We start from the raw sequence: 18,528 nt of genomic DNA, 5'->3' as shown, positions 1-18,528 counted from the left end.
TAATGAACTCATATAATTAAAAGAAAAACTAGGAAGTAAGGTAACAGCATGACACATAAATTTTTGTTAATGCCTTTGTCGGTATTAATCATGGCAGGCTGCCAATCATCGGGTGAGCAAACAGCTTCATCTGAGGTTAATGGTGTTTCTTATCAAGCAGACACGACTGCTCATATCAGCCGTAGCGTATATCAACAAGAGTTTGATTCAGCCGTCCTATTCGCTAAGCAAGCCAATGAGCTAGAAGCTTTGATGCAGGGTTACTGTGAAACCAACAATGTTGAACTGGATGCTGTGAAAAATCAGTGGCAGCTCACCATGAACAGCTGGATGGCACTACAAGGTCAAGAAAGAGGCCCAACAGCAGCACTGGAAGAGAGCTGGAATGTTCAGTTTTGGCCAGACAAAAAGAACACTACCGGCCTAAAAATGCGCCAGCTGACTCAGCAAGATAAAGTTTGGTCTCAAGATGAAATTGCTCAGCAGAGTGTGACTGTTCAAGGGCTTGGTGCGTTGGAGTGGTCGCTTTATGACGAGCAATCGCCACTGCTTCAAGACAAAGCATTCGGTTGCCAATCGTCACAAGCGATTACTGAAAACTTAGCGATTAAGTCATCTTCGATTGCACAGGCATGGCAGGTTAACCCTTGGTTAGCGTTAGACGAGACTCGTTGGGAGTCTGAATACATCGCTTTACTAACTAACCAACTTGATTACAGCATGAAAAAGCTGAGTCGTCCGATGGCGAAAATCGGTCATCCGCGCCCTTACTTCTCAGAATCATGGCGTGCACAAACCTCGATGACTCAACTAAAAGCGAATGTAGCAGCACTTCAAAAGCTTTATCTGGCTGATGGTAATGGCCTAGATGGCTTATTGAGAGAGAAGGGCTTAAACGACCTTGCTGATCGCGTTGCAGCCCAGTTCACGCTAACGTTAGATACTTGGCCGACGGATTCGAGCTTGTTTACGCTGCTGCAGAGTAAAGAAGGCTACCGAGATGTGTTGACTCAATACAACAAACTAGAACGTTTGAAGTACCTGATTCATGAAGAAGTGGCGATAGAGCTTGGCGTGGTAATAGGATTTAATGCTACCGATGGTGACTGATACTACACGAAGATCGCTACTCAAGGCTGCACTGGGTTGTGCAGCTGTTCCAGTACTTCCATTTGGGTGTGCGAGTCGAAAGGATGGGGCAACTCGAAAGGATGGCATGAGCACATCTAATGATCCCCAACTGATTGGTTGTGCGCTGAATGGTCGTGGTCAATATTCTGCGGTTGTGGCTGACGAATTTGGTATGCCATTGAGCCAACTTCCAATCCCCGATCGTGGTCATGGCGTCGCGATTTGCCCAACCTCATCGCATGCCGTGGTTTTTGCTCGTCGTCCTGGTGACTATTTTATGGTGTTTGACTATAAAAGTGGTCAGCAGATCAAAATGGTCGTCAAAGGTAACAACCGCCACTTCTATGGTCATGGCGTTTACTCATTGGATGGTAAGTTACTGTATGCCACTCAAGGGAAAACGGACACCAGCCAAGGCGTAATTGGCGTTTACGATGTCGCACAAGGTTATCGTAAGGTTGAGGAGTTAACTGGCTTCGGTATCGGACCACATGAAGTGATTATCATGCCTGATGGTAATCTCGCGATTGGCGTTGGTGGCGTTCATACTGATGGCAGAACACCGAAAAATCTCGATTCAATGCAGCCTAGTTTGAGTTATGTTTCTCCTGAAGGAGTGTTGCTTGATCAGATGGAATTGCTAGACAAGAAGCTGAGTATTCGACACTTAGCCCATGATGGTACTGAAACCGTACTTTGTGGTCAGCAATATCGTGGTGAGCCAGACGAGTATCCTTCGTTATTGGCGATGCATACTAAAGGCGGACAGTTTGAATCACTGAACGCAGAGCCTGAGCAATGGGCAAGGTTCAATCACTATATTGCGAGTATCGCAGCATCAGATAATTGGATTATTGCGACGTCGCCAAGAGGCAATTGCTACGGTATTTGGTCTAAAGAGACCAAAGAGTTAGTTGAACTCTCTGCGTTATCTGATGCTTCTGGTGCTGTGTTGCTTGATGGTGAGTTTCGACTTAGCTCTGGAGCGGGTAGTGTGGTGAGCCAACGCAAGCCTTATGAGAAATCCAGTCAGCAATCATCCATCCAGTGGGACAATCACTGGAGTGCAATCTAATTCATAAAGCCCCTTAAAAAATAACATGCTTATCCTGTTTCTTTGCCATACTTATGGAATTACTGGTGACGGAGTTAAGCATGTTAGCAAAATACTTCTGTGGATTATTGGTGTTAGTTTCCGTGCATGCATGGAGCTTTGAGAGTTCTGACGAGAGCCGTTTCATTCCGGCTGATTCAGAACTCTCTTTCATACTTATATATCCAGAGCTTACCCAGAGTATCTATCAAGAGACTTCTCTTCCTACCCTTTGGGATTCTCCGGAGCTGGTTAAAGCGTTTGAGTTCCAATTGTCGCTTCTCGAACAAGCGCAAATGGCACCGCTTTTTGAACGACAACTCAAGCAAATCCGACAGTATCAATCTCGTCGCCAATGGCAAGAGCTAGACATCTTACTCACTGATACTTTTATTTATTACCTAAGCTACGTTGAAAACGCGCCGCTTGCCGGTAAAGAGTGGTACTTCTCGGGTAAGCTGCATTCCAAATTACCTGCACCTTCGCCGCATATTCTGATGAGACTGAAAAGCAGTGTGGCTAATGATTACTTATTAGAGATGGTGTTGTCTTACGCACCCCCTGTAGGGGACTTTGACCAATTTAAAGCGACCTATTCCGTGTTGGAAACCGCGTCTGAACTCAATATCGAACGATACAGACAGAAAGGATTGAAACGCTTGGGAGACTCGCTCTCGGACAAAGCCACTTTGGTTGAGCGTATTGCATTGGTCGGCGTTGATACCTCGATGATCGCGGTTGATTTCCCTGAGTTTGATCGAGACCTGAAAACGGCGATTAAATCTTTCCAACGCATGCATGGTCTTACGGATGATGGGATCATTGGGCCAGACACGATCAAATGGATCAATATGGGTTTTGACGATCGGTTGAACTCCTTGGCTCTGAATGCGGAGCGCGTTCGTATGTGGCCAAGAGACCGAGACTCTCTCATCGTGGTCAATGTACCCAGCTTTGACATGAAGTATTGGGAGGGTGGCGAAGAGGTGTTTGAGTCGAAAGTTGTGGTAGGCAGAAAATCGCGAAAAACGCCGCTTTTAGAGATAAACCTAGATTCGGTCATTCTAAATCCGACTTGGAACGTACCATGGAAAATCATGGTCAAAGACATATTGCCAAAGGTAAAAGCCGACGAAAGCTACCTTGAAACAAACAATTTCCAAGTGATTGACGGTTGGCGTTCAATGGAAACCGTCGACACCACCGAGATCGATTGGCAGACCATCAACTTTAATTCTTTTCCATATCGAATGCGTCAGCAAGCAGGTTCACGCAACGCATTAGGCTTGTACAAGTTCAACACCCCGAATAAGCGCGCGATCTATCTGCACGATACACCAAGTAAAGGCCTGTTTAATAACGACTTCCGAGCTTATAGCTCAGGTTGCATACGTGTGGAGCATGCAGAAGAATTGGCTGAGTTGTTGTTTGCCACCAAGGTCAGGAAAGTACCGAACCAAAATAGCGCCCTTGCCCCGAACACAAAGGTTCGTCTCAAGAAGAGAATTCCAGTGCATATCATTTATCAAACCGTGTTGTTTGAAGAAGGAGGCATACAGTACCGTGGCGACATCTATCAATATGACAAAGAGGGCGGTTGATTGAAATATGACCAAGAAAGGTGATCTTGACCGGAAAATAACGACCAAGCTTCTATTGATAAAATTATAATGAGTATCAACAACTAACCCTGCAAAGGTTACAAATACTAACGTTTTGAGCGGTTTTTGTACGTTGACGCAGCAAACCCCATTATGTATCGTGCATTTTTCGTTCGATACAATTGGTTTGTTTGCTGTATGTCTCAAAGTTTATTTTCACGCCGTCAGTTTCTGACTTACGCTGGTGGTACTGCTGTTGTCGCCTCTATTACTCCTTCTATTGCTTTTGCTTCATACCCGGATCAACCAAGAACGATTAGCATGAATAATCTTCACACTGGTGAACGATTAGAGACTTGTTATTTCGATGGCACTAACTATGTTGGTGACGAGATGGCACGCCTTAGCAAACTATGTCGCGATTTCCGTCGCAATGAAATCCACCCAATGGATAAGAACTTGTTTGATCAGATCACTCAGATTCAAAACGTGTTGGGTATTCAAAAAGAAGTTCAGGTGATCTCTGGTTATCGTTCTCCGGCGACCAATGAAGCCCTTCGTTCTCAGTCGAGTGGTGTGGCTAAGAAGAGTTACCACATGCTCGGTAAAGCGATCGATTTCCGTATCGATGGTGTTGACCTTAAAGAGTTGAGAGACGTAGCTAAAAGCTTGAAAGCGGGTGGTGTCGGTTATTATGCACGTAGCAATTTTATCCATATTGATACTGGTCCAGTCCGCAGTTGGTAACGTTGACCTGAATTTGCGAGCGAATGCTAGGTACTTGTCAAAGTAGACATCCAATGTCATAGTTTGCCCAAATTTCAGTTTGCCCTCTAAGGTTTGTATATGTCTCTTAAGTATCAAGTTGTCCCTGTTACCTCTTTCTCTCAAAATTGCTCAATTGTGTGGTGTGATGAGACAATGGAAGGCATCGTTGTCGATCCGGGCGGTGATGTTCAGCAACTGGCTGCGATCATCGAAGAGTTAGGTGTTAAAGTGGTGAACTTGGTACTGACGCACGGTCATCTAGATCATGTGGGTGGAACAGTACCCCTTGCTGAAATCTTGAAGGTGAATGTTGTTGGCCCACACAAGGCAGACAACTTTTGGCTTCAAGGTTTAGAGAATCAAAGCCAGATGTTTGGTTTCCCACTGTGTAAAGCTTTTGAACCAAACACTTGGTTAGAAGAGGGCGACAAAGTCACTTTTGGTAATCAAGTTATCGATGTGATTCATACGCCGGGCCATACACCAGGTCACGTTGTACTGTTCAGTGAGCAAGCTCGTTTAGCGTTTGTGGGTGATGTGTTGTTCAATGGCGCAATTGGCCGTACTGACTTCCCACAAGGTGACTTCAATACGCTTATCTCTTCAATCAAGACTAAGCTTTGGCCGCTGGGCAGTGATGTGACATTCGTTCCCGGCCATGGCCCTGAATCGACATTTGGTCGCGAGCGCGCATCAAACCCGTTTGTAGCAGATGAAATGCCTCTGTACTAATTAAAGCTTTGATTAAACGACGGATTATTCGTGTCGATTGATTGAAAATGAAGCTTAGCTTTTATTCTGAAAGCTAAGCTTTTTTATTGCGTGTGAACTTACTGGTAAATCTTAATCAGAAAGTCGTTCAGCGGCAGCCAAGTAGCGTCGAGCCAACCCCACAAACTCTTCTCCACTAATATTCAAATCATGGGTTGATATGAAAATGTCATAACCATGGAAACCCCTTTGATACTTCATTCTGTTAGCAAGCATCGCCTGTAATCCAGAATAGTCTTTAATCACCGCCTTTTGACTGTTTGTTTCATTTGGTGAATTCAGGTTGTCCTGCGATTGGTTATCGTTGAAATTAACGTTGTCGGTATTCTGCGACTCTTTGTATTGGCTCAGTTCCACGCAGCCACTTTCAGTACAGCGAGCGTGGTAATGCGATGAGTCGAGAACCATGTCTTCAAAGTTCGACTCTTTGCCTGCTTGCTTGGCTCCCAAGTACAAAAGTGCTCGTTGGCTGAGCAATAATTCACAAGTGATTTTAGGGCAAATCGAATCGAGGTAGGGCGAGTAGTCTTTTACCTTAATCCCAACCCAAGGCAGGGGCTGATGCCAACCATCTTGTTCATAAGTGCAAAGACCAATCTTTTCAATATTGTTCCATTTTAAAACCCACCCACCTTTATAAAAATGCTGCTGAAAATGAGTTGGGGTGAATGTGAACATCACTCGACTGCGCAGCATCAAATAGTAACCGGTTCCTAGAAGGGTAATACTGCAAAATGCACCCACGATCAGTAACTTTGGATTGTCACTGTAAAGCGCAACAATCAAGCAAATGAAGCCTAAAACAACGGCGAGGATACGGTACGAGCGAGTGAATGAAGGCAAAGAGAAATTAGTAAGGTGACGAGTGTCCATAGGCAACACCAAGTTTTCATATTTTTGTCTGGATGGATAACCAGTGTATATGACCCTGAATTGATAAGTCGATGTTTAAATAATAGACGCTAGTGGACAATATCGGTATTTTTCGTCGACTTTCGACGCTTCACTCTACAAATAGCTCCTGTTTTTTGGTATAAATCGCGCTTCAAATTTTCACCACTGCGAAAAGAGCAGTGAACTGGAGAAATATTCAATGAGACTTGCTCATAAGCGTAAGGTGCAGGCTAAACTGCAGAAACGCACTAAAGCGGCTGTAGTTAAAGCAGTGGCAACGCCGAAAAAAGCGAAGCCTGTCGCAGAGAAAGTTGTAGCAGAAAAAACTGTAGCAGCAAAACCAGCGGTAGAGAAAACAGTAGCAGCAACTAAAGAAGTTGCCGTAGCACTGACTCCTAAGCAACAACAAGTTCTAGACATCGTTGTTAGCAATGCTGAAGGCATTAACCCTAAAGGTATCGGCTTAGAAGCTGGTCAAGAAGACGCGAAAGCAGCTTCATGGGCAACAGGCGCATTGAAAAAACTTCTTGAAGAAAACCTAGTAGCGAAAGAGCAGCTAGCAGGTAACAAGGTTATCTACAAAGCTATCTAATCCTGGGGGATTACATTCGCTTCGTTAAGTTTTTAAGCCTCGATTTTCGAGGCTTTTTTGTATCTGGCACATTGTGCCAAACCCAAACCCAAGTCTAAACCTCGGTTCTATCATCTCATTTCCGATCCGTTATACGTCTTAACTGACTAGTGTTGTTTGTGTCAGAGCTTCGAATTAGTAAGCACTAAAGTAGGGCGTTAGCTAGGTAGAATAAGAGAGCAAAGTATTGATTGGTTTCCTCAAAATGCAGCAATGAATAGAGCTCCATCACGAAATGGCAATCAATTGTTAATAGTATTTAATTATTAATACTTAGGTATTTATCAATAAGCATTTTCATAGTGAATGATATAAGTCCTTTTAAATCGACACCGCTCATTTATCTCCTACGTAGTTTTACGTAATCCTTTGGTCTAATGCGCAGTTTGTTTACGTCCGTCGTGCGTGCTCTCCCTGATATCTTGTTGCCTCATCACGGTGCACTCTTATGTTGAATCATAAAAAATGCTCATAGAAAGAGTGTTAACCCAACAAAGGACGTGAACATGAGTCTCATCTCTAACTCCCTCACACGAGTTTTTAAAAACGTTGCAGTAACTGCTGCAGCTTGTTTAGCTTTAGTCGCTACTGGTGCTACAGCCGCGGATAAGGTTTACCGTTTAAAACTTGCGGAAACTTGGGGACCTAACTTCCCAGTTTTCGGTGATGCAACCAAAAACATGGCGGCGATGGCTGAGAAGATGTCGAACGGTCGACTGCAAATCAGAATCGATTCAGCAAACAAACACAAAGCCCCTCTTGGCGTTTTTGACATGGTTAAGTCTGGTCAATACGACATGGGTCATTCAGGCTCTTACTACTGGAAAGGTAAAGTTCCAAACACTCTTTACTTCACTTCTATGCCTTTCGGTATGACGCCAGCAGAACAATACGCGTGGTTCTATCACGGTGGTGGTATGGAGTTGATGGAGCAGGTTTACTCTCCACATAACTTGATGTCTTTCCCGGGTGGTAACACGGATATCCAGATGGGCGGTTGGTTTCAAAAAGAGATCAACAGCGTTGAAGATCTACAAGGTCTGAAAATGCGCATCCCAGGCTTTGCGGGTGAGATTCTTGCGGAGCTAGGTGCTAAGCCTACGAACATTGCCCCGGGTGAGCTTTACACCTCTTTAGAGCGTCGCACGATCGATGCACTGGAGTGGGTTGGTCCATCACTTGATCTGCGTATGGGTTTCCATAAAATCGCGCCTTACTACTACACAGGTTGGCATGAGCCGGGTTCAGAGCTTCAATTCCTAGTAAACAAACGCACATGGAACAAGCTTCCGGAAGACCTACAAGAGATCTTGCGTGTTGCAATGCGCACTGCGGCTTACGATATGTACACACAAGCAACGCACGAAAGTGGTAAGAACTGGGTTTCAATGAAAACAGAATACCCAGATGTACAAGTTAAAGATTTCCCGCCTGAAGTAATGTCGGCACTGAAGGAAGCGAACGATCGCCTACTTGCTGCACATGCTGAGAAAGATGAGTTAGCAAAAGAGATCCAAGCTTCACAAGCAAGCTACCTAGAGCAAGTGCGCTCATGGACGGATATTTCACACAGAGCTTATTTAAATAGCCAAGCGAAATAGTCGACAGCGATTGACTTAAAAGTTAAATGAACCCAAAGCAGATGCACTGTTATATCACTTGTGCCTAAGGGCTTAAGTATCTAAGCAGATAAGCGGCGGGTTCATTTTAACCATAATAATTAAGCAGGATAAATCCTGTAATACGCTCAAGAACCCTTTCTACGTCGTGCATCTTGTTAGCGCTACTCGTTGTAGCTGCGCTAACTCTAATACGCGATGTCTTTTCAAATTCCATGGAGTCGGGAATGCGAAGTCTAATTTATATTGAACGCCTATTTAATCGTATCGGTGATGCACTGGGATGGCTTTCCAGTATGTTGTTTATCCTTCTTGTTGCTAACGTAGTGTATGACGTTGTGATGCGATACGCCTTTAACGACGTGTCTATCGCCTTCCAAGAGATGGAATGGCACCTTTTCTCAGCTGTTTTCCTACTCGGTGTTCCTTATGCCATCAAGGCTGGTGGTCATGTGCGAGTGGATGTGTTCTACGAGCAACTGAGCTTTAAGGTACAAGCGATTATTGATCTGCTTGGCACGCTTATCTTTCTACTGCCGTTTTGTTTGCTGGTAGCTTGGTTTGGTATCGATGTTGCCAAAGAGAGCTATGAACTGGGTGAAACCTCAGGCGATCCCGGTGGTCTGCCGTATCGCTGGATCATCAAAGCCATGATCCCACTGTCATTTTTCTTAATGGCACTCAGTGGCGTAGGTTTGATCCTGCATTCACTGAACAAGATTTTTAACCCGCATCTTATCCATGCAAACAATATTCATACAAACAACAAGTAGAGGCTGAACATGATTGGAATAGTAATGTTTTTCGTAGCCTTGTTTGCGCTTTTACTTGGCTTCCCAGTAGCGTTCACCTTTGGTGGTATCGCGTTAATCTTTGGTGTTTGGGCTGAGGGCATTGAAATGTTTGCCTTCATGCCATATCGAATTCAATCAATTATGGAAAACACGGTGCTGATGGCCGTTCCATTGTTTGTTTTCATGGGGCTTGTTCTACAAAAGACCAAGCTTGCTGAGCAGTTGCTTGAGTCTATGGGAAGACTGTTTGGTGGTGTGCGTGGTGGTATCGCAATCTCGACAGTACTCGTAGGTTCACTGCTTGCTGCTTCAACAGGTGTGGTAGGTGCTTCGGTAGTGGCGATGGGTCTAATCTCGTTGCCAGTAATGCTTAAGTACAACTACGACAAAGGTTTAGCCTGCGGCACCATTTGTGCCTCTGGTACGTTAGGGCAGATCATCCCGCCATCCATCGTATTGATTTTGTTAGGTGATGTATTAGGTGTGCCAGTAGGGGACTTGTTCCAAGCGGCGATTTGGCCGGGCGTGATGCTGGTCGGCGCGTACATCGTTTATATCTTGATATACGCAAAGCTCAACCCTGAATCGGCTCAACCTATTGAACGCGATGACTCCATTAGCCGTAAGCAAGAAGTGTTTAATGCGCTTAAAGCGATTCTTCCCCCATTAGCGCTGATCATTGTTGTACTGGGCTCTATCTTTGCGGGTGTGGCAACGCCAACAGAATCGGCAGCGCTAGGTGGTGCAGGTGCATTGGTTCTGGCACTTCTATACGGTCAATTTAGTTGGTCGATGGTGTTTGCTGCGTCGAAAGAGACAGTTAAAGTGACCGCGATGGTGTTTGCTATCTTGCTTGGTGCGACGGCATTCTCGATGGCGTTTACTTATACCGGTGGTGATTATCTGGTTGAAGAGTGGATGTTGCAGCTGCCAGGTGAGAAGTGGGGCTTCCTAATCATTACCATGTTGGTGATTTTGATTCTGGGTTTCTTCATCGACTTCGTAGAGATCTGTTTCATCATCGTGCCGATCATTGCGCCAGTCGCCGAGCTGATGGGTATCAACATGACATGGTTCGCTATCCTTATCGCGATGAACCTACAAACCTCATTCTTAACGCCGCCATTTGGTTTTAGTCTGTTCTATCTAAAAGGCGTAGCACCTAAAGGTGTGACAACTAAGGACATCTACCGAGGCGTGATGCCGTTCATTCTGATTCAAATCCTCGTACTTGGATCACTTCTCGCTTTCCCATCCTTCTATGGAATGTGAGTGAAGCCTAGAATGTGAATGATATGTTTCAACGGCTATCTATAAATTGATAAAGTAAAACGGCTTATTGATGTTCAGTAAGCCGTTTTTTGTGAGGGAAAGGAATGCCTCTAAAAGCCAAGCTGATTTTGCTGACGCTACTCCCGTTGTTGCTCGTAACGGCGAGTATTAGCTGGATCTCGCTTTACCAGACTAAGACGTTAGGCGCTAAAGAAGTCGAGATCTTTAGAGATAGCTTAATTAAGTCGCGTGAAAACGCCCTCAAAGACACGGTTGACCTCGCATTCGACGCCATAGAGCACATCTACAACGATCCAAATATCCAAGAATCCCAAGCCAAAAAAGAAGTTCGAACCATATTGTCTAAACTTAGATATGGCTCCGATGGGTATTTTTTTGCATACGATCGCCATGGGACTAACTTGGTTCATCCCATCCAGCCAGAATTGATAGGCAAAAACCTACTTGAACTGCAAGACGAAGATGGAGACTTTCTGATAGAAGCTCTGCTAAGAGAGGCGCAAACCGGAGGCGGGTTTCACCAGTATTTGTGGCAAAAGCCTTCGACGGGAGAGGTGGTATCTAAGTTGAGCTACGCCGCTTGGTTAGAACGTTGGGACTGGATGATTGGCACAGGCTTGTATATTGAAGACGTACACCAAGAAGTGGCCTCGATGCAGGCCGCAATAAACAAGAATATTGAAACCACGTTCTTTTCGATTGTGGTGATTCTGAGCGTGACGGTCGCGGTTATTATTGTACTGACCCTAGCCATTAACATGCATGAGCATCGAATTGCGGATAACAATTTGAAGGAACTCGCGCATAAGACGGTGATGTTCCAAGAAGACGAGAAGAAGCATCTAGCGCGTGAGCTACATGATGGTATTAACCAATTATTAGTGTCGAGTCGTTGCCACTTAGAATTGCTCGGTAATAAGCTACAAAATGAAGATCTTAAAGCACATTTGAATAAGTCGCAGCATTCACTGATGCGAGCGATCGAAGAGGTGAGGCACATCTCGCATCAACTTCGTCCAAGTTCATTGGATGACATAGGCTTAGAGGCAGCGCTGTCTTCATTGTTATTAGATTTTCAGGCGCACTCGGGTATTGAAGTGGAAACCTTGTTTAGCACTCAACCCGGCAAGTTGAAATCCGAGGCTGCGACTACCTTGTATCGAGTGGTGCAAGAATCGCTGAATAACATAGAGAAACACGCGCAAGCAACCAAAGTGACGGTTATCGCGCAGCAAATTGGTAATGTGTTGCAGTTACTGATTCAAGATAACGGTGTCGGTTTCAACACCTATAAAGCGATGGAAAAACGAGGGATCGGGCTGCGTAACATGAGAGAGCGAGTGGAGTTCATCGGTGGTGACTTTGAATTGATGAGTGAGATTGGCCTCGGAACGGAAATTACAGTGTTACTGACACTAGAGGGATTAATGAATGAGTGAAGTTATTCGAGTTGTGATTGCTGATGATCACCAAGTGGTACTGGATGGCTTTATGGCGAGATTGGAACTCGAGCCAGATATTAGCGTGATCGGTACGGCTAGCAATGGGCTAGAAGCGGTAGAGGTCGTTAAGTCTATGCGCCCTGATGTGGTGTTGATGGATATCAGCATGCCTATCATGAACGGAATTGACGCCACCCATCTGATTAAAGAAGAAGACCCCGAAGCCAAGGTGCTGATGCTGACAATGCATAACAACCGTGAATACATTATGAAGGTAATGCAGTCGGGTGCAGTCGGCTACATGTTGAAAGAGATCTCGGCTGAAAAAATGGTGCAGGCAATCAAAACGGTCAATCAAGGCTCGACCTATTTCTGTGAAAAAGTGACGCAGAATTTGTTTACTCAGCCAATTACTCCGACGCAATCTGTGAAGAATCCATTGAGCCGACGTGAAGAAGCGGTATTGAAATTAGTCGCGAAAGGGGAGAGTAGTAAAGAGGTCGCGAAGGCACTGAATATCAGCTATCGAACGGTAGAAACCCATCGACAAAATATAAAGCATAAGCTCGATATTCATTCTACAGCTGAGCTTGCTAAGTACGCAGTCAGCTCCGGGCTTGTGGACTGATCTTACGCTAAATTACATTAAATGTGTAATTTAATTACTAAATGTGTAATTTAGGCCTCCTTTATGGAGGTTTTTTTAGTATTTTTGCGACAGGTTGATATTCTTCTTTTCGAAATTTAAGCGCCGAATGTAATGTTGCAAACTGTGCGCTGCAAATTAGAGAGGAAGCATGGAGCCTGTAAAAGATAGGTATAGTATTGAAAATACCGATTATACAGTAGGACAAGATAACGTTCAGAAATGGGGTTTTGATGTTCATAACCCAGTATTTGGAATCAGTGCAGGGGCGATCATTATCTTCCTGGTTGCACTTCTAGTCGCAGATCCGGACACCGCAAAAGCGGCTCTTGATGGAATTAAATGGAAGGTCATCGGTAACTTCGATGGTTTCTTCATGTGGGCAGCCAACATCTTTGTTATTTTCTGTTTTGCCCTCATTGTCTCCCCGTATGGCAAGATACGTATTGGTGGCAATGATGCCAAAGCAGAGCACTCCAACCTATCTTGGATGTCGATGTTATTCGCCGCGGGAATGGGTATTGGTTTGATGTTCTGGGGTGTTGCTGAGCCAGTGGCTTACTTCACCGGTTGGTATGAAACGCCATTAGGTGTCGAAGCTTACTCACCTGAAGCGGCTAAGTTGGCACTGGGGGCAACCATCTACAACTGGGGTTTACACGGCTGGTCTATCTACGCTGTTGTTGCTCTAGCACTTGCCTTCTTCACTTTCAACAAAGGTCTGCCTCTTTCAATCCGTTCTATTTTCTACCCTATTTTGGGTGATAGAACTTGGGGTTGGTTTGGCCACATTGTCGACATCGTCGCGGTACTGGCAACACTGTTTGGCCTTGCAACGTCACTTGGCTTAGGTGCTCAGCAAGCAGCAAGTGGTATTAATCATGTGTTTGGTACCGATGGTGGTATTGGCATGCAGCTTATCGTTATCGCAGTAGTAACGCTATTGGCAACAATGTCGGTTATTCGTGGTATTAACGGTGGTGTTAAGGTTCTAAGTAACGTCAACATGCTGGTGGCTTTGGGTCTGCTGATCTTCGTAACGATCGCGGGTGGTATGGCGGGCATTAAAGCCATCCCAACAGCACTGATGGGCTACATTGAAAACTTTATTCCTCTAAGTAATCCACATGGTCGTGATGATGAAACTTGGATGCAAGGCTGGACGGTATTCTACTGGGCATGGTGGATGTCTTGGTCTCCGTTCGTGGGCATGTTTATTGCTCGTATCTCTAAAGGTCGTACAATTCGTGAATTCATCGTGGCTGTACTGTTCATCCCGACGACAGTGATCATTATCTGGATGGCTATTTTCGGTGGCATCGCGATTGATCAGGTGGCGAACAAGGTCGGTGAGATTGGTGTGAATGGTTTGCAAGATATTACCCTTTCTCTTTTCCATACTTACGATGCACTGCCAATGAGCTCTGTGCTTTCAGTGGTATCAATTGGTTTGATTATGGTGTTCTTTATCACTTCGTCTGATTCTGGTTCACTGGTTATCGATAGCATTACCTCTGGTGGTAAAGTCGATGCACCTGTTCCACAACGCGTATTTTGGGCGTTGATGGGCGGTGCGATTGCAGCGGTTCTATTGTGGGTTGGTGGTACGGAATCTATCCAAGCACTGCAAGCCGGAACGGTATCAATGGCGCTACCATTTGCCTTCATATTATTGCTTATGTGCCTAAGCTTATTGCTAGGTTTACGAACAGAAAATCAATTGGTTAGGCATCAAAATACTTTGAGCTAAAATTATCTTTGATAAAAAGGTCGACAGGGTCGACCTTTTTTTCGTCACAAGCTTGAGTAATTACGTGAATTTTGTTTGAAATTCCACCGAACCGATTCTGCTTTACTGAAAACAACAAGTTAACCTGCTAAACTTCAGACATCCAAGTATTTGAATTATTGTGACAACAGCTTGTACTACTTGGATTGTAGGTTCGAGTTTGCAATTAAGTCGCAGGTAAGTAAGGAATACGAGGTCAATAGACCCTATTAGTATTCCGTAGAGAGGGATAATGACTAAAGGTATAGATAAATACAGTATCGACAGTACGGATTACACTGTCGGTCAAGATAACGTCCAAAAATGGGGTTTTGATGTTCATAACCCAGTATTTGGTATCAGTGCGGGACTTATCGCTTTGTTCCTGATCGGTGTTCTTATTACAGATACCGCTTCAGCAAAGGCTGCACTAGATGGCGTTAAAGGCCAGATTATCAATTCGTTTGATTGGCTTTTCATCTGGTCGGGTAATATTTTCGTAATTTTCTGCTTGGGCTTGATTGTTTCTCCATACGGCAAAATCCGTCTTGGTGGTGTTGATGCGACGGCAGATTACTCATTCATCTCTTGGCTATCAATGTTGTTTGCCGCAGGTATGGGTATCGGCTTAATGTTCTGGAGTGTGGCTGAACCAGCTGCTTACTTCACGGGTTGGTTTGAAACGCCACTTGGCGTAGAGCCAAACACACCAGAAGCTGCAAAACTGGCATTAGGTGCAACCATGTATCACTGGGGTCTACACCCTTGGGCGATTTATGGCGTAGTAGCATTGTCACTTGCGTTTTTCTCTTACAACAAGGGATTGCCTCTTTCTATCCGTTCTATATTTTACCCAATTTTAGGTGATAGAGCTTGGGGCTGGGCAGGTCACATTGTTGATATTCTTGCTGTTCTTGCAACCCTGTTTGGTTTGGCAACATCGCTAGGCTTAGGTGCACAGCAAGCCGCGAGTGGTATTCAACATGTATTCGGCATTGAAGCAGGCTTAGGGCTGCAAGTTATTGTGATTACAGCGGTGACTTTATTAGCGGTAGTATCAGTACTTCGTGGTATTGATGGCGGCGTTAAAGTTATCAGTAACATCAACATGTTGGTTGCTTTCCTGCTGCTTATATTAGTGGCTCTAATCGGCTACGCGGTGACTTTAGGTTCTATCCCAACAACATTGATGGCGTACATCGAAAACATCATTCCATTGAGTAACCCTCATGGTCGTGAAGATGAAACGTGGATGCACGGTTGGACAGTATTCTACTGGGCTTGGTGGATCTCATGGTCACCATTCGTAGGTATGTTTATCGCACGTGTTTCTAAAGGTCGTACAGTTCGTGAGTTCATCACAGCAGTACTGATTGTACCGACGACAGTGACTATCATCTGGATGTCAGTATTTGGTGGTATGGCGATTGACCAAATCGTGAATAACGTGGGTATTCTTGGCCAAGACGGCCTAACGGACGTATCACTAGCGATGTTCCAAATGTTTGATGCTCTGCCGTTCGGTACTCTGCTTTCAATCATTGCGGTTGTATTGGTTCTAGTATTCTTCATTACATCGTCTGACTCAGGCTCTCTAGTTATCGATAGCATCACCGCAGGTGGTAAAGTTGATACACCTGTGCCTCAACGTGTGTTCTGGGCATTCCTAGAAGGTGCGATTGCTGTCGCTCTATTGTGGGTTGGCGGTACTGAAGCAGTACAAGCTCTACAAGCGGGTGCAATCTCAACGGCATTGCCATTCACCATCATTCTATTACTGATGTGTGTGAGTTTGCTAATGGGTATGCGTACAGAAAAACGCTAGGCTTTTTAAGCTGAAATCTACAGCAATTTATACGCAGTAGAACAGTCAATAATATGAAGGCAGAAGAGGAAACTCTTCTGCCTTTTTTGTTTCTTCTCTACCGTGTTTTTTGTCTCTTTTTATCATGTAAAGTGCGATAAAAATTCTAATAACCGCAAAGATAATACCGTCTTAAATTTGGCGACAAGCCAAGGAATTGACATTAGGTAAGCTTATGGTTTACTTAAAATTATATTCCATTATTAAATCGTGAAATCGCTCGAATTTAATACTGATATTGGGTAGTATGCGCGAGATTTCCCACCACTCGTGAAACTTTGACATGAAACTAACACTTAAGCAGAAGTTGATAGGTGCTAGCCTATCTGCTGTTGTCGTTATGGCTACAGCGTTGACTTGGTTATCAGCAAACCAATTATTTGAACAGACTCGTAATGGCGTATACCTGCGAGCTGAAAGCGTATCAGAAGCAGCATCTGAAGGTATTAAGAACTGGATTGATATTCGTACGGATATCGCATCAGCATTTAATGACTTTTCACGAGAGGATGATGTTGTTCCTTTCCTTAAGCAAGCTCGTGTAGCGGGTGGCTTTGACGATATCTTTTTAGGTACTCCAGAAGGCGGAATGTACCGTTCACATCCTGAACGTAATCGTGCAGATTACGATCCTCGTCAACGTCCTTGGTACCAAGAAGCAAACGCAGCAGGTAAGCAAATCATCACGACGGCTTACCAAGATGCGATCACTAAAGCACTTCTAGTAACGATCGCAGAACCTGTTCGCCACAACGGCCAACTTGTTGGTGTAGTGGGTGCAGACGTACTTATCGACCAATTGGTTAACGATGTAATCAGCCTTGATGTTGGTGACAATGCCAACGCAATGCTAATTGATGCCTCTGACGGCACATTCCTAGCACACCCAGATTCAGCATTGAGCCTGAAGCCGGTAAGCCAGCTTTCAAACGACATTTCTATGCCAATCATCGAGAACGCAGTGCGTACTGGTAGCATCGAGATCATTAAAGAGCGTGGCGCTGAGAAGTTGCTCTACTTCACGAAGGTTCCTAACACTAACTGGATCTTCGCGGTTCAGATGGACAAAGCAACAGAAGAAGCGAACCACTCAACGCTACTTACTCAGCTGATCATCACTGCTATCGTTATTACTCTAATAGTAATCGTACTCGTGTCTTGGTTAGTAAGCTTCCTATTCCGCGACCTAAACCGCGTTTCAGCTGCACTTGAAGAAATTGCTTCAGGTGAGGGCGACCTTACTCAACGTCTTGAGCCCAAGAGCGACGACGAGATTGGTCAGCTTGCTACAAACTTCAACCGTTTCGTGGGCAACATGCACACTATGGTTATCAAGCTGAGCGAAGTATCTGCTGCGCTAGGCAACCAAGCACGTCAAACGGCTTCTCAAGCGGAAGAACGTAGTGCTCGCATCCAGATGCAACAAGACGAGATCAACATGGTCGCAACAGCCGTTAACGAAATGGCTGCAGCAACACAAGAGATCGCAGGTAACGCAGACCACACTGCACAGAACTCATCTGAAGCGGTTGGCGCGTGTGAGCACGGTACTGGTCAAGTAACGCAGACTCAAAGCTCTATCCAAAATCTTGCTCAAGAAGTTCAAATCGCAACCAACGTGATTCTAGAACTTGAAGAGCACGGCAACAGCATCAACGCTATCTTGTCTAACATTCAAGGTATTGCAGAACAAACGAACCTACTTGCACTTAATGCCGCTATTGAAGCAGCACGTGCCGGTGAGCAAGGTCGTGGTTTCGCAGTAGTAGCGGATGAAGTTCGAGTTCTGAGCCAACGTACACACGGTTCAACGCAAGAAATTCAACAAACGATCGAATTGCTGCAAGGTACAACAGGCAAAGCGGTTAACATCATGAACGATAGCCGTACGCTTGCTGAAACCAGTGTTGATGACGCTAACTCAGCGGCTGCAAGCCTAACGCAAATCCATGCTGCTGTTGAACGCATCAGCGACATGGCAACACAGATTGCTTCTGCTGCAGAAGAGCAAGCGTCAGTAACGTCTGAGATTACTCGTAACACTGAAGGAATCCGTGACGTATCTAACGAGCTAGCAGACGAAGCACACCAAGCTGCAGAGCAAGCTGCGCAGCTTTCTGAACTGTCTCACGAGCTAGAGAGCGAAATTAGCCGCTTCAAGCTGTAAGCGCTAACAGATAGTTTGAAAGCCGAATGTGATTATCACATTCGGC

The 18,528-nt window shown here is 44.9% G+C and carries 15 protein-coding genes; 14 read left to right on the top strand and 1 reads right to left on the bottom strand.

Annotated features, from left to right (window positions below; all coding sequences use genetic code 11):
- Positions 1 to 48: 48 nt before the first annotated feature.
- The 5 genes from ITG09_09920 to ITG09_09900 all read left to right on the top strand — a co-directional run bounded on the left by ITG09_09920 (position 49) and on the right by ITG09_09900 (position 5,325).
- Positions 49 to 1,110: an iron-regulated protein A gene (locus ITG09_09920; protein UPR51032.1), complete on the top strand. Its 1,062-nt coding sequence runs from the start codon at positions 49 to 51 to the stop codon at positions 1,108 to 1,110.
- Entirely contained in the window at positions 1,100 to 2,206 is a 1,107-nt protein-coding gene (locus tag ITG09_09915) for a DUF1513 domain-containing protein (GenBank protein UPR51031.1), read from the top strand. The genes ITG09_09920 and ITG09_09915 overlap by 11 nt, the downstream gene beginning before the upstream one ends.
- A gap of 80 nt (positions 2,207 to 2,286) precedes the next feature.
- Positions 2,287 to 3,825 carry a L,D-transpeptidase family protein gene (locus ITG09_09910; GenBank protein ID UPR51030.1) on the top strand — a complete coding sequence of 513 codons (1,539 nt, stop codon included), beginning with the start codon at positions 2,287 to 2,289 and terminating at the stop codon, positions 3,823 to 3,825.
- A gap of 198 nt (positions 3,826 to 4,023) precedes the next feature.
- On the top strand, positions 4,024 to 4,572 hold the full coding sequence (locus ITG09_09905; protein ID UPR51029.1) for a DUF882 domain-containing protein: 549 nt from the start codon (positions 4,024 to 4,026) through the stop codon (positions 4,570 to 4,572).
- A 99-nt stretch (positions 4,573 to 4,671) separates the two neighbouring features.
- Positions 4,672 to 5,325, top strand: coding sequence for an MBL fold metallo-hydrolase (locus tag ITG09_09900; protein ID UPR51028.1), 654 nt, complete (start codon positions 4,672 to 4,674; stop codon positions 5,323 to 5,325).
- A 111-nt stretch (positions 5,326 to 5,436) separates the two neighbouring features.
- On the opposite strand, the gene ITG09_09895 is transcribed toward ITG09_09900, so the two are convergent.
- Positions 5,437 to 6,237: a DUF2982 domain-containing protein gene (locus tag ITG09_09895; protein UPR51027.1), complete on the bottom strand. Its 801-nt coding sequence runs from the start codon at positions 6,235 to 6,237 to the stop codon at positions 5,437 to 5,439.
- A 220-nt stretch (positions 6,238 to 6,457) separates the two neighbouring features.
- Between ITG09_09895 and ITG09_09890 the strand changes: the two genes are divergently transcribed.
- The 9 genes from ITG09_09890 to ITG09_09850 all read left to right on the top strand — a co-directional run bounded on the left by ITG09_09890 (position 6,458) and on the right by ITG09_09850 (position 18,482).
- Positions 6,458 to 6,850, top strand: coding sequence for a MarR family transcriptional regulator (locus ITG09_09890; GenBank protein UPR51026.1), 393 nt, complete (start codon positions 6,458 to 6,460; stop codon positions 6,848 to 6,850).
- Between the two features lie 545 nt (positions 6,851 to 7,395).
- Entirely contained in the window at positions 7,396 to 8,490 is a 1,095-nt protein-coding gene (locus ITG09_09885) for a TRAP transporter substrate-binding protein (GenBank protein ID UPR51025.1), read from the top strand.
- Positions 8,491 to 8,735: 245 nt separating this feature from the next.
- A complete protein-coding gene (locus tag ITG09_09880) occupies positions 8,736 to 9,281 on the top strand; it encodes a TRAP transporter small permease subunit (protein ID UPR51024.1) in 546 nt (181 codons plus the stop codon).
- Between the two features lie 9 nt (positions 9,282 to 9,290).
- A complete protein-coding gene (locus ITG09_09875; GenBank protein ID UPR51023.1) occupies positions 9,291 to 10,574 on the top strand; it encodes a TRAP transporter large permease subunit in 1,284 nt (427 codons plus the stop codon).
- Positions 10,575 to 10,678: 104 nt separating this feature from the next.
- Positions 10,679 to 12,034, top strand: coding sequence for a cache domain-containing protein (locus tag ITG09_09870; protein UPR51022.1), 1,356 nt, complete (start codon positions 10,679 to 10,681; stop codon positions 12,032 to 12,034).
- Positions 12,027 to 12,665 (top strand): response regulator transcription factor, encoded by a 639-nt coding sequence (locus tag ITG09_09865; protein UPR51021.1) that lies wholly within the window; start codon positions 12,027 to 12,029, stop codon positions 12,663 to 12,665. The genes ITG09_09870 and ITG09_09865 overlap by 8 nt, the downstream gene beginning before the upstream one ends.
- A gap of 169 nt (positions 12,666 to 12,834) precedes the next feature.
- Positions 12,835 to 14,433, top strand: a complete 1,599-nt coding sequence (locus ITG09_09860; protein UPR51020.1) for a BCCT family transporter — start codon at positions 12,835 to 12,837, stop codon at positions 14,431 to 14,433.
- Positions 14,434 to 14,704: 271 nt separating this feature from the next.
- Positions 14,705 to 16,276, top strand: coding sequence for a BCCT family transporter (locus tag ITG09_09855; GenBank protein ID UPR51019.1), 1,572 nt, complete (start codon positions 14,705 to 14,707; stop codon positions 16,274 to 16,276).
- Between the two features lie 322 nt (positions 16,277 to 16,598).
- Positions 16,599 to 18,482, top strand: a complete 1,884-nt coding sequence (locus ITG09_09850) for a methyl-accepting chemotaxis protein (protein ID UPR51018.1) — start codon at positions 16,599 to 16,601, stop codon at positions 18,480 to 18,482.
- Positions 18,483 to 18,528 lie beyond the last annotated feature (46 nt).

Source organism: Vibrio cyclitrophicus (assembly GCA_023206055.1).
Classification (GTDB): Bacteria; Pseudomonadota; Gammaproteobacteria; order Enterobacterales; family Vibrionaceae; genus Vibrio; species Vibrio cyclitrophicus_A.
Note: the sequence above shows the minus strand (reverse complement) of the source record. Positions and strands in the feature narration are given on the sequence as shown.

Excerpts from the sequence above, each read along its gene's own strand:
- ITG09_09920 (UPR51032.1), top strand. The coding sequence starts at position 49 with ATGACACATAAATTTTTGTTAATGCCTTTGTCGGTATTAATCATGGCA.
- ITG09_09915 (UPR51031.1), top strand. The coding sequence starts at position 1,100 with ATGGTGACTGATACTACACGAAGATCGCTACTCAAGGCTGCACTGGGT.
- ITG09_09910 (UPR51030.1), top strand. The coding sequence starts at position 2,287 with ATGTTAGCAAAATACTTCTGTGGATTATTGGTGTTAGTTTCCGTGCAT.
- ITG09_09905 (UPR51029.1), top strand. The coding sequence starts at position 4,024 with ATGTCTCAAAGTTTATTTTCACGCCGTCAGTTTCTGACTTACGCTGGT.
- ITG09_09900 (UPR51028.1), top strand. The coding sequence starts at position 4,672 with ATGTCTCTTAAGTATCAAGTTGTCCCTGTTACCTCTTTCTCTCAAAAT.
- ITG09_09895 (UPR51027.1), bottom strand. The coding sequence starts at position 6,237 with ATGGACACTCGTCACCTTACTAATTTCTCTTTGCCTTCATTCACTCGC.
- ITG09_09890 (UPR51026.1), top strand. The coding sequence starts at position 6,458 with ATGAGACTTGCTCATAAGCGTAAGGTGCAGGCTAAACTGCAGAAACGC.
- ITG09_09885 (UPR51025.1), top strand. The coding sequence starts at position 7,396 with ATGAGTCTCATCTCTAACTCCCTCACACGAGTTTTTAAAAACGTTGCA.
- ITG09_09880 (UPR51024.1), top strand. The coding sequence starts at position 8,736 with ATGCGAAGTCTAATTTATATTGAACGCCTATTTAATCGTATCGGTGAT.
- ITG09_09875 (UPR51023.1), top strand. The coding sequence starts at position 9,291 with ATGATTGGAATAGTAATGTTTTTCGTAGCCTTGTTTGCGCTTTTACTT.
- ITG09_09870 (UPR51022.1), top strand. The coding sequence starts at position 10,679 with ATGCCTCTAAAAGCCAAGCTGATTTTGCTGACGCTACTCCCGTTGTTG.
- ITG09_09865 (UPR51021.1), top strand. The coding sequence starts at position 12,027 with ATGAGTGAAGTTATTCGAGTTGTGATTGCTGATGATCACCAAGTGGTA.
- ITG09_09860 (UPR51020.1), top strand. The coding sequence starts at position 12,835 with ATGGAGCCTGTAAAAGATAGGTATAGTATTGAAAATACCGATTATACA.
- ITG09_09855 (UPR51019.1), top strand. The coding sequence starts at position 14,705 with ATGACTAAAGGTATAGATAAATACAGTATCGACAGTACGGATTACACT.
- ITG09_09850 (UPR51018.1), top strand. The coding sequence starts at position 16,599 with ATGAAACTAACACTTAAGCAGAAGTTGATAGGTGCTAGCCTATCTGCT.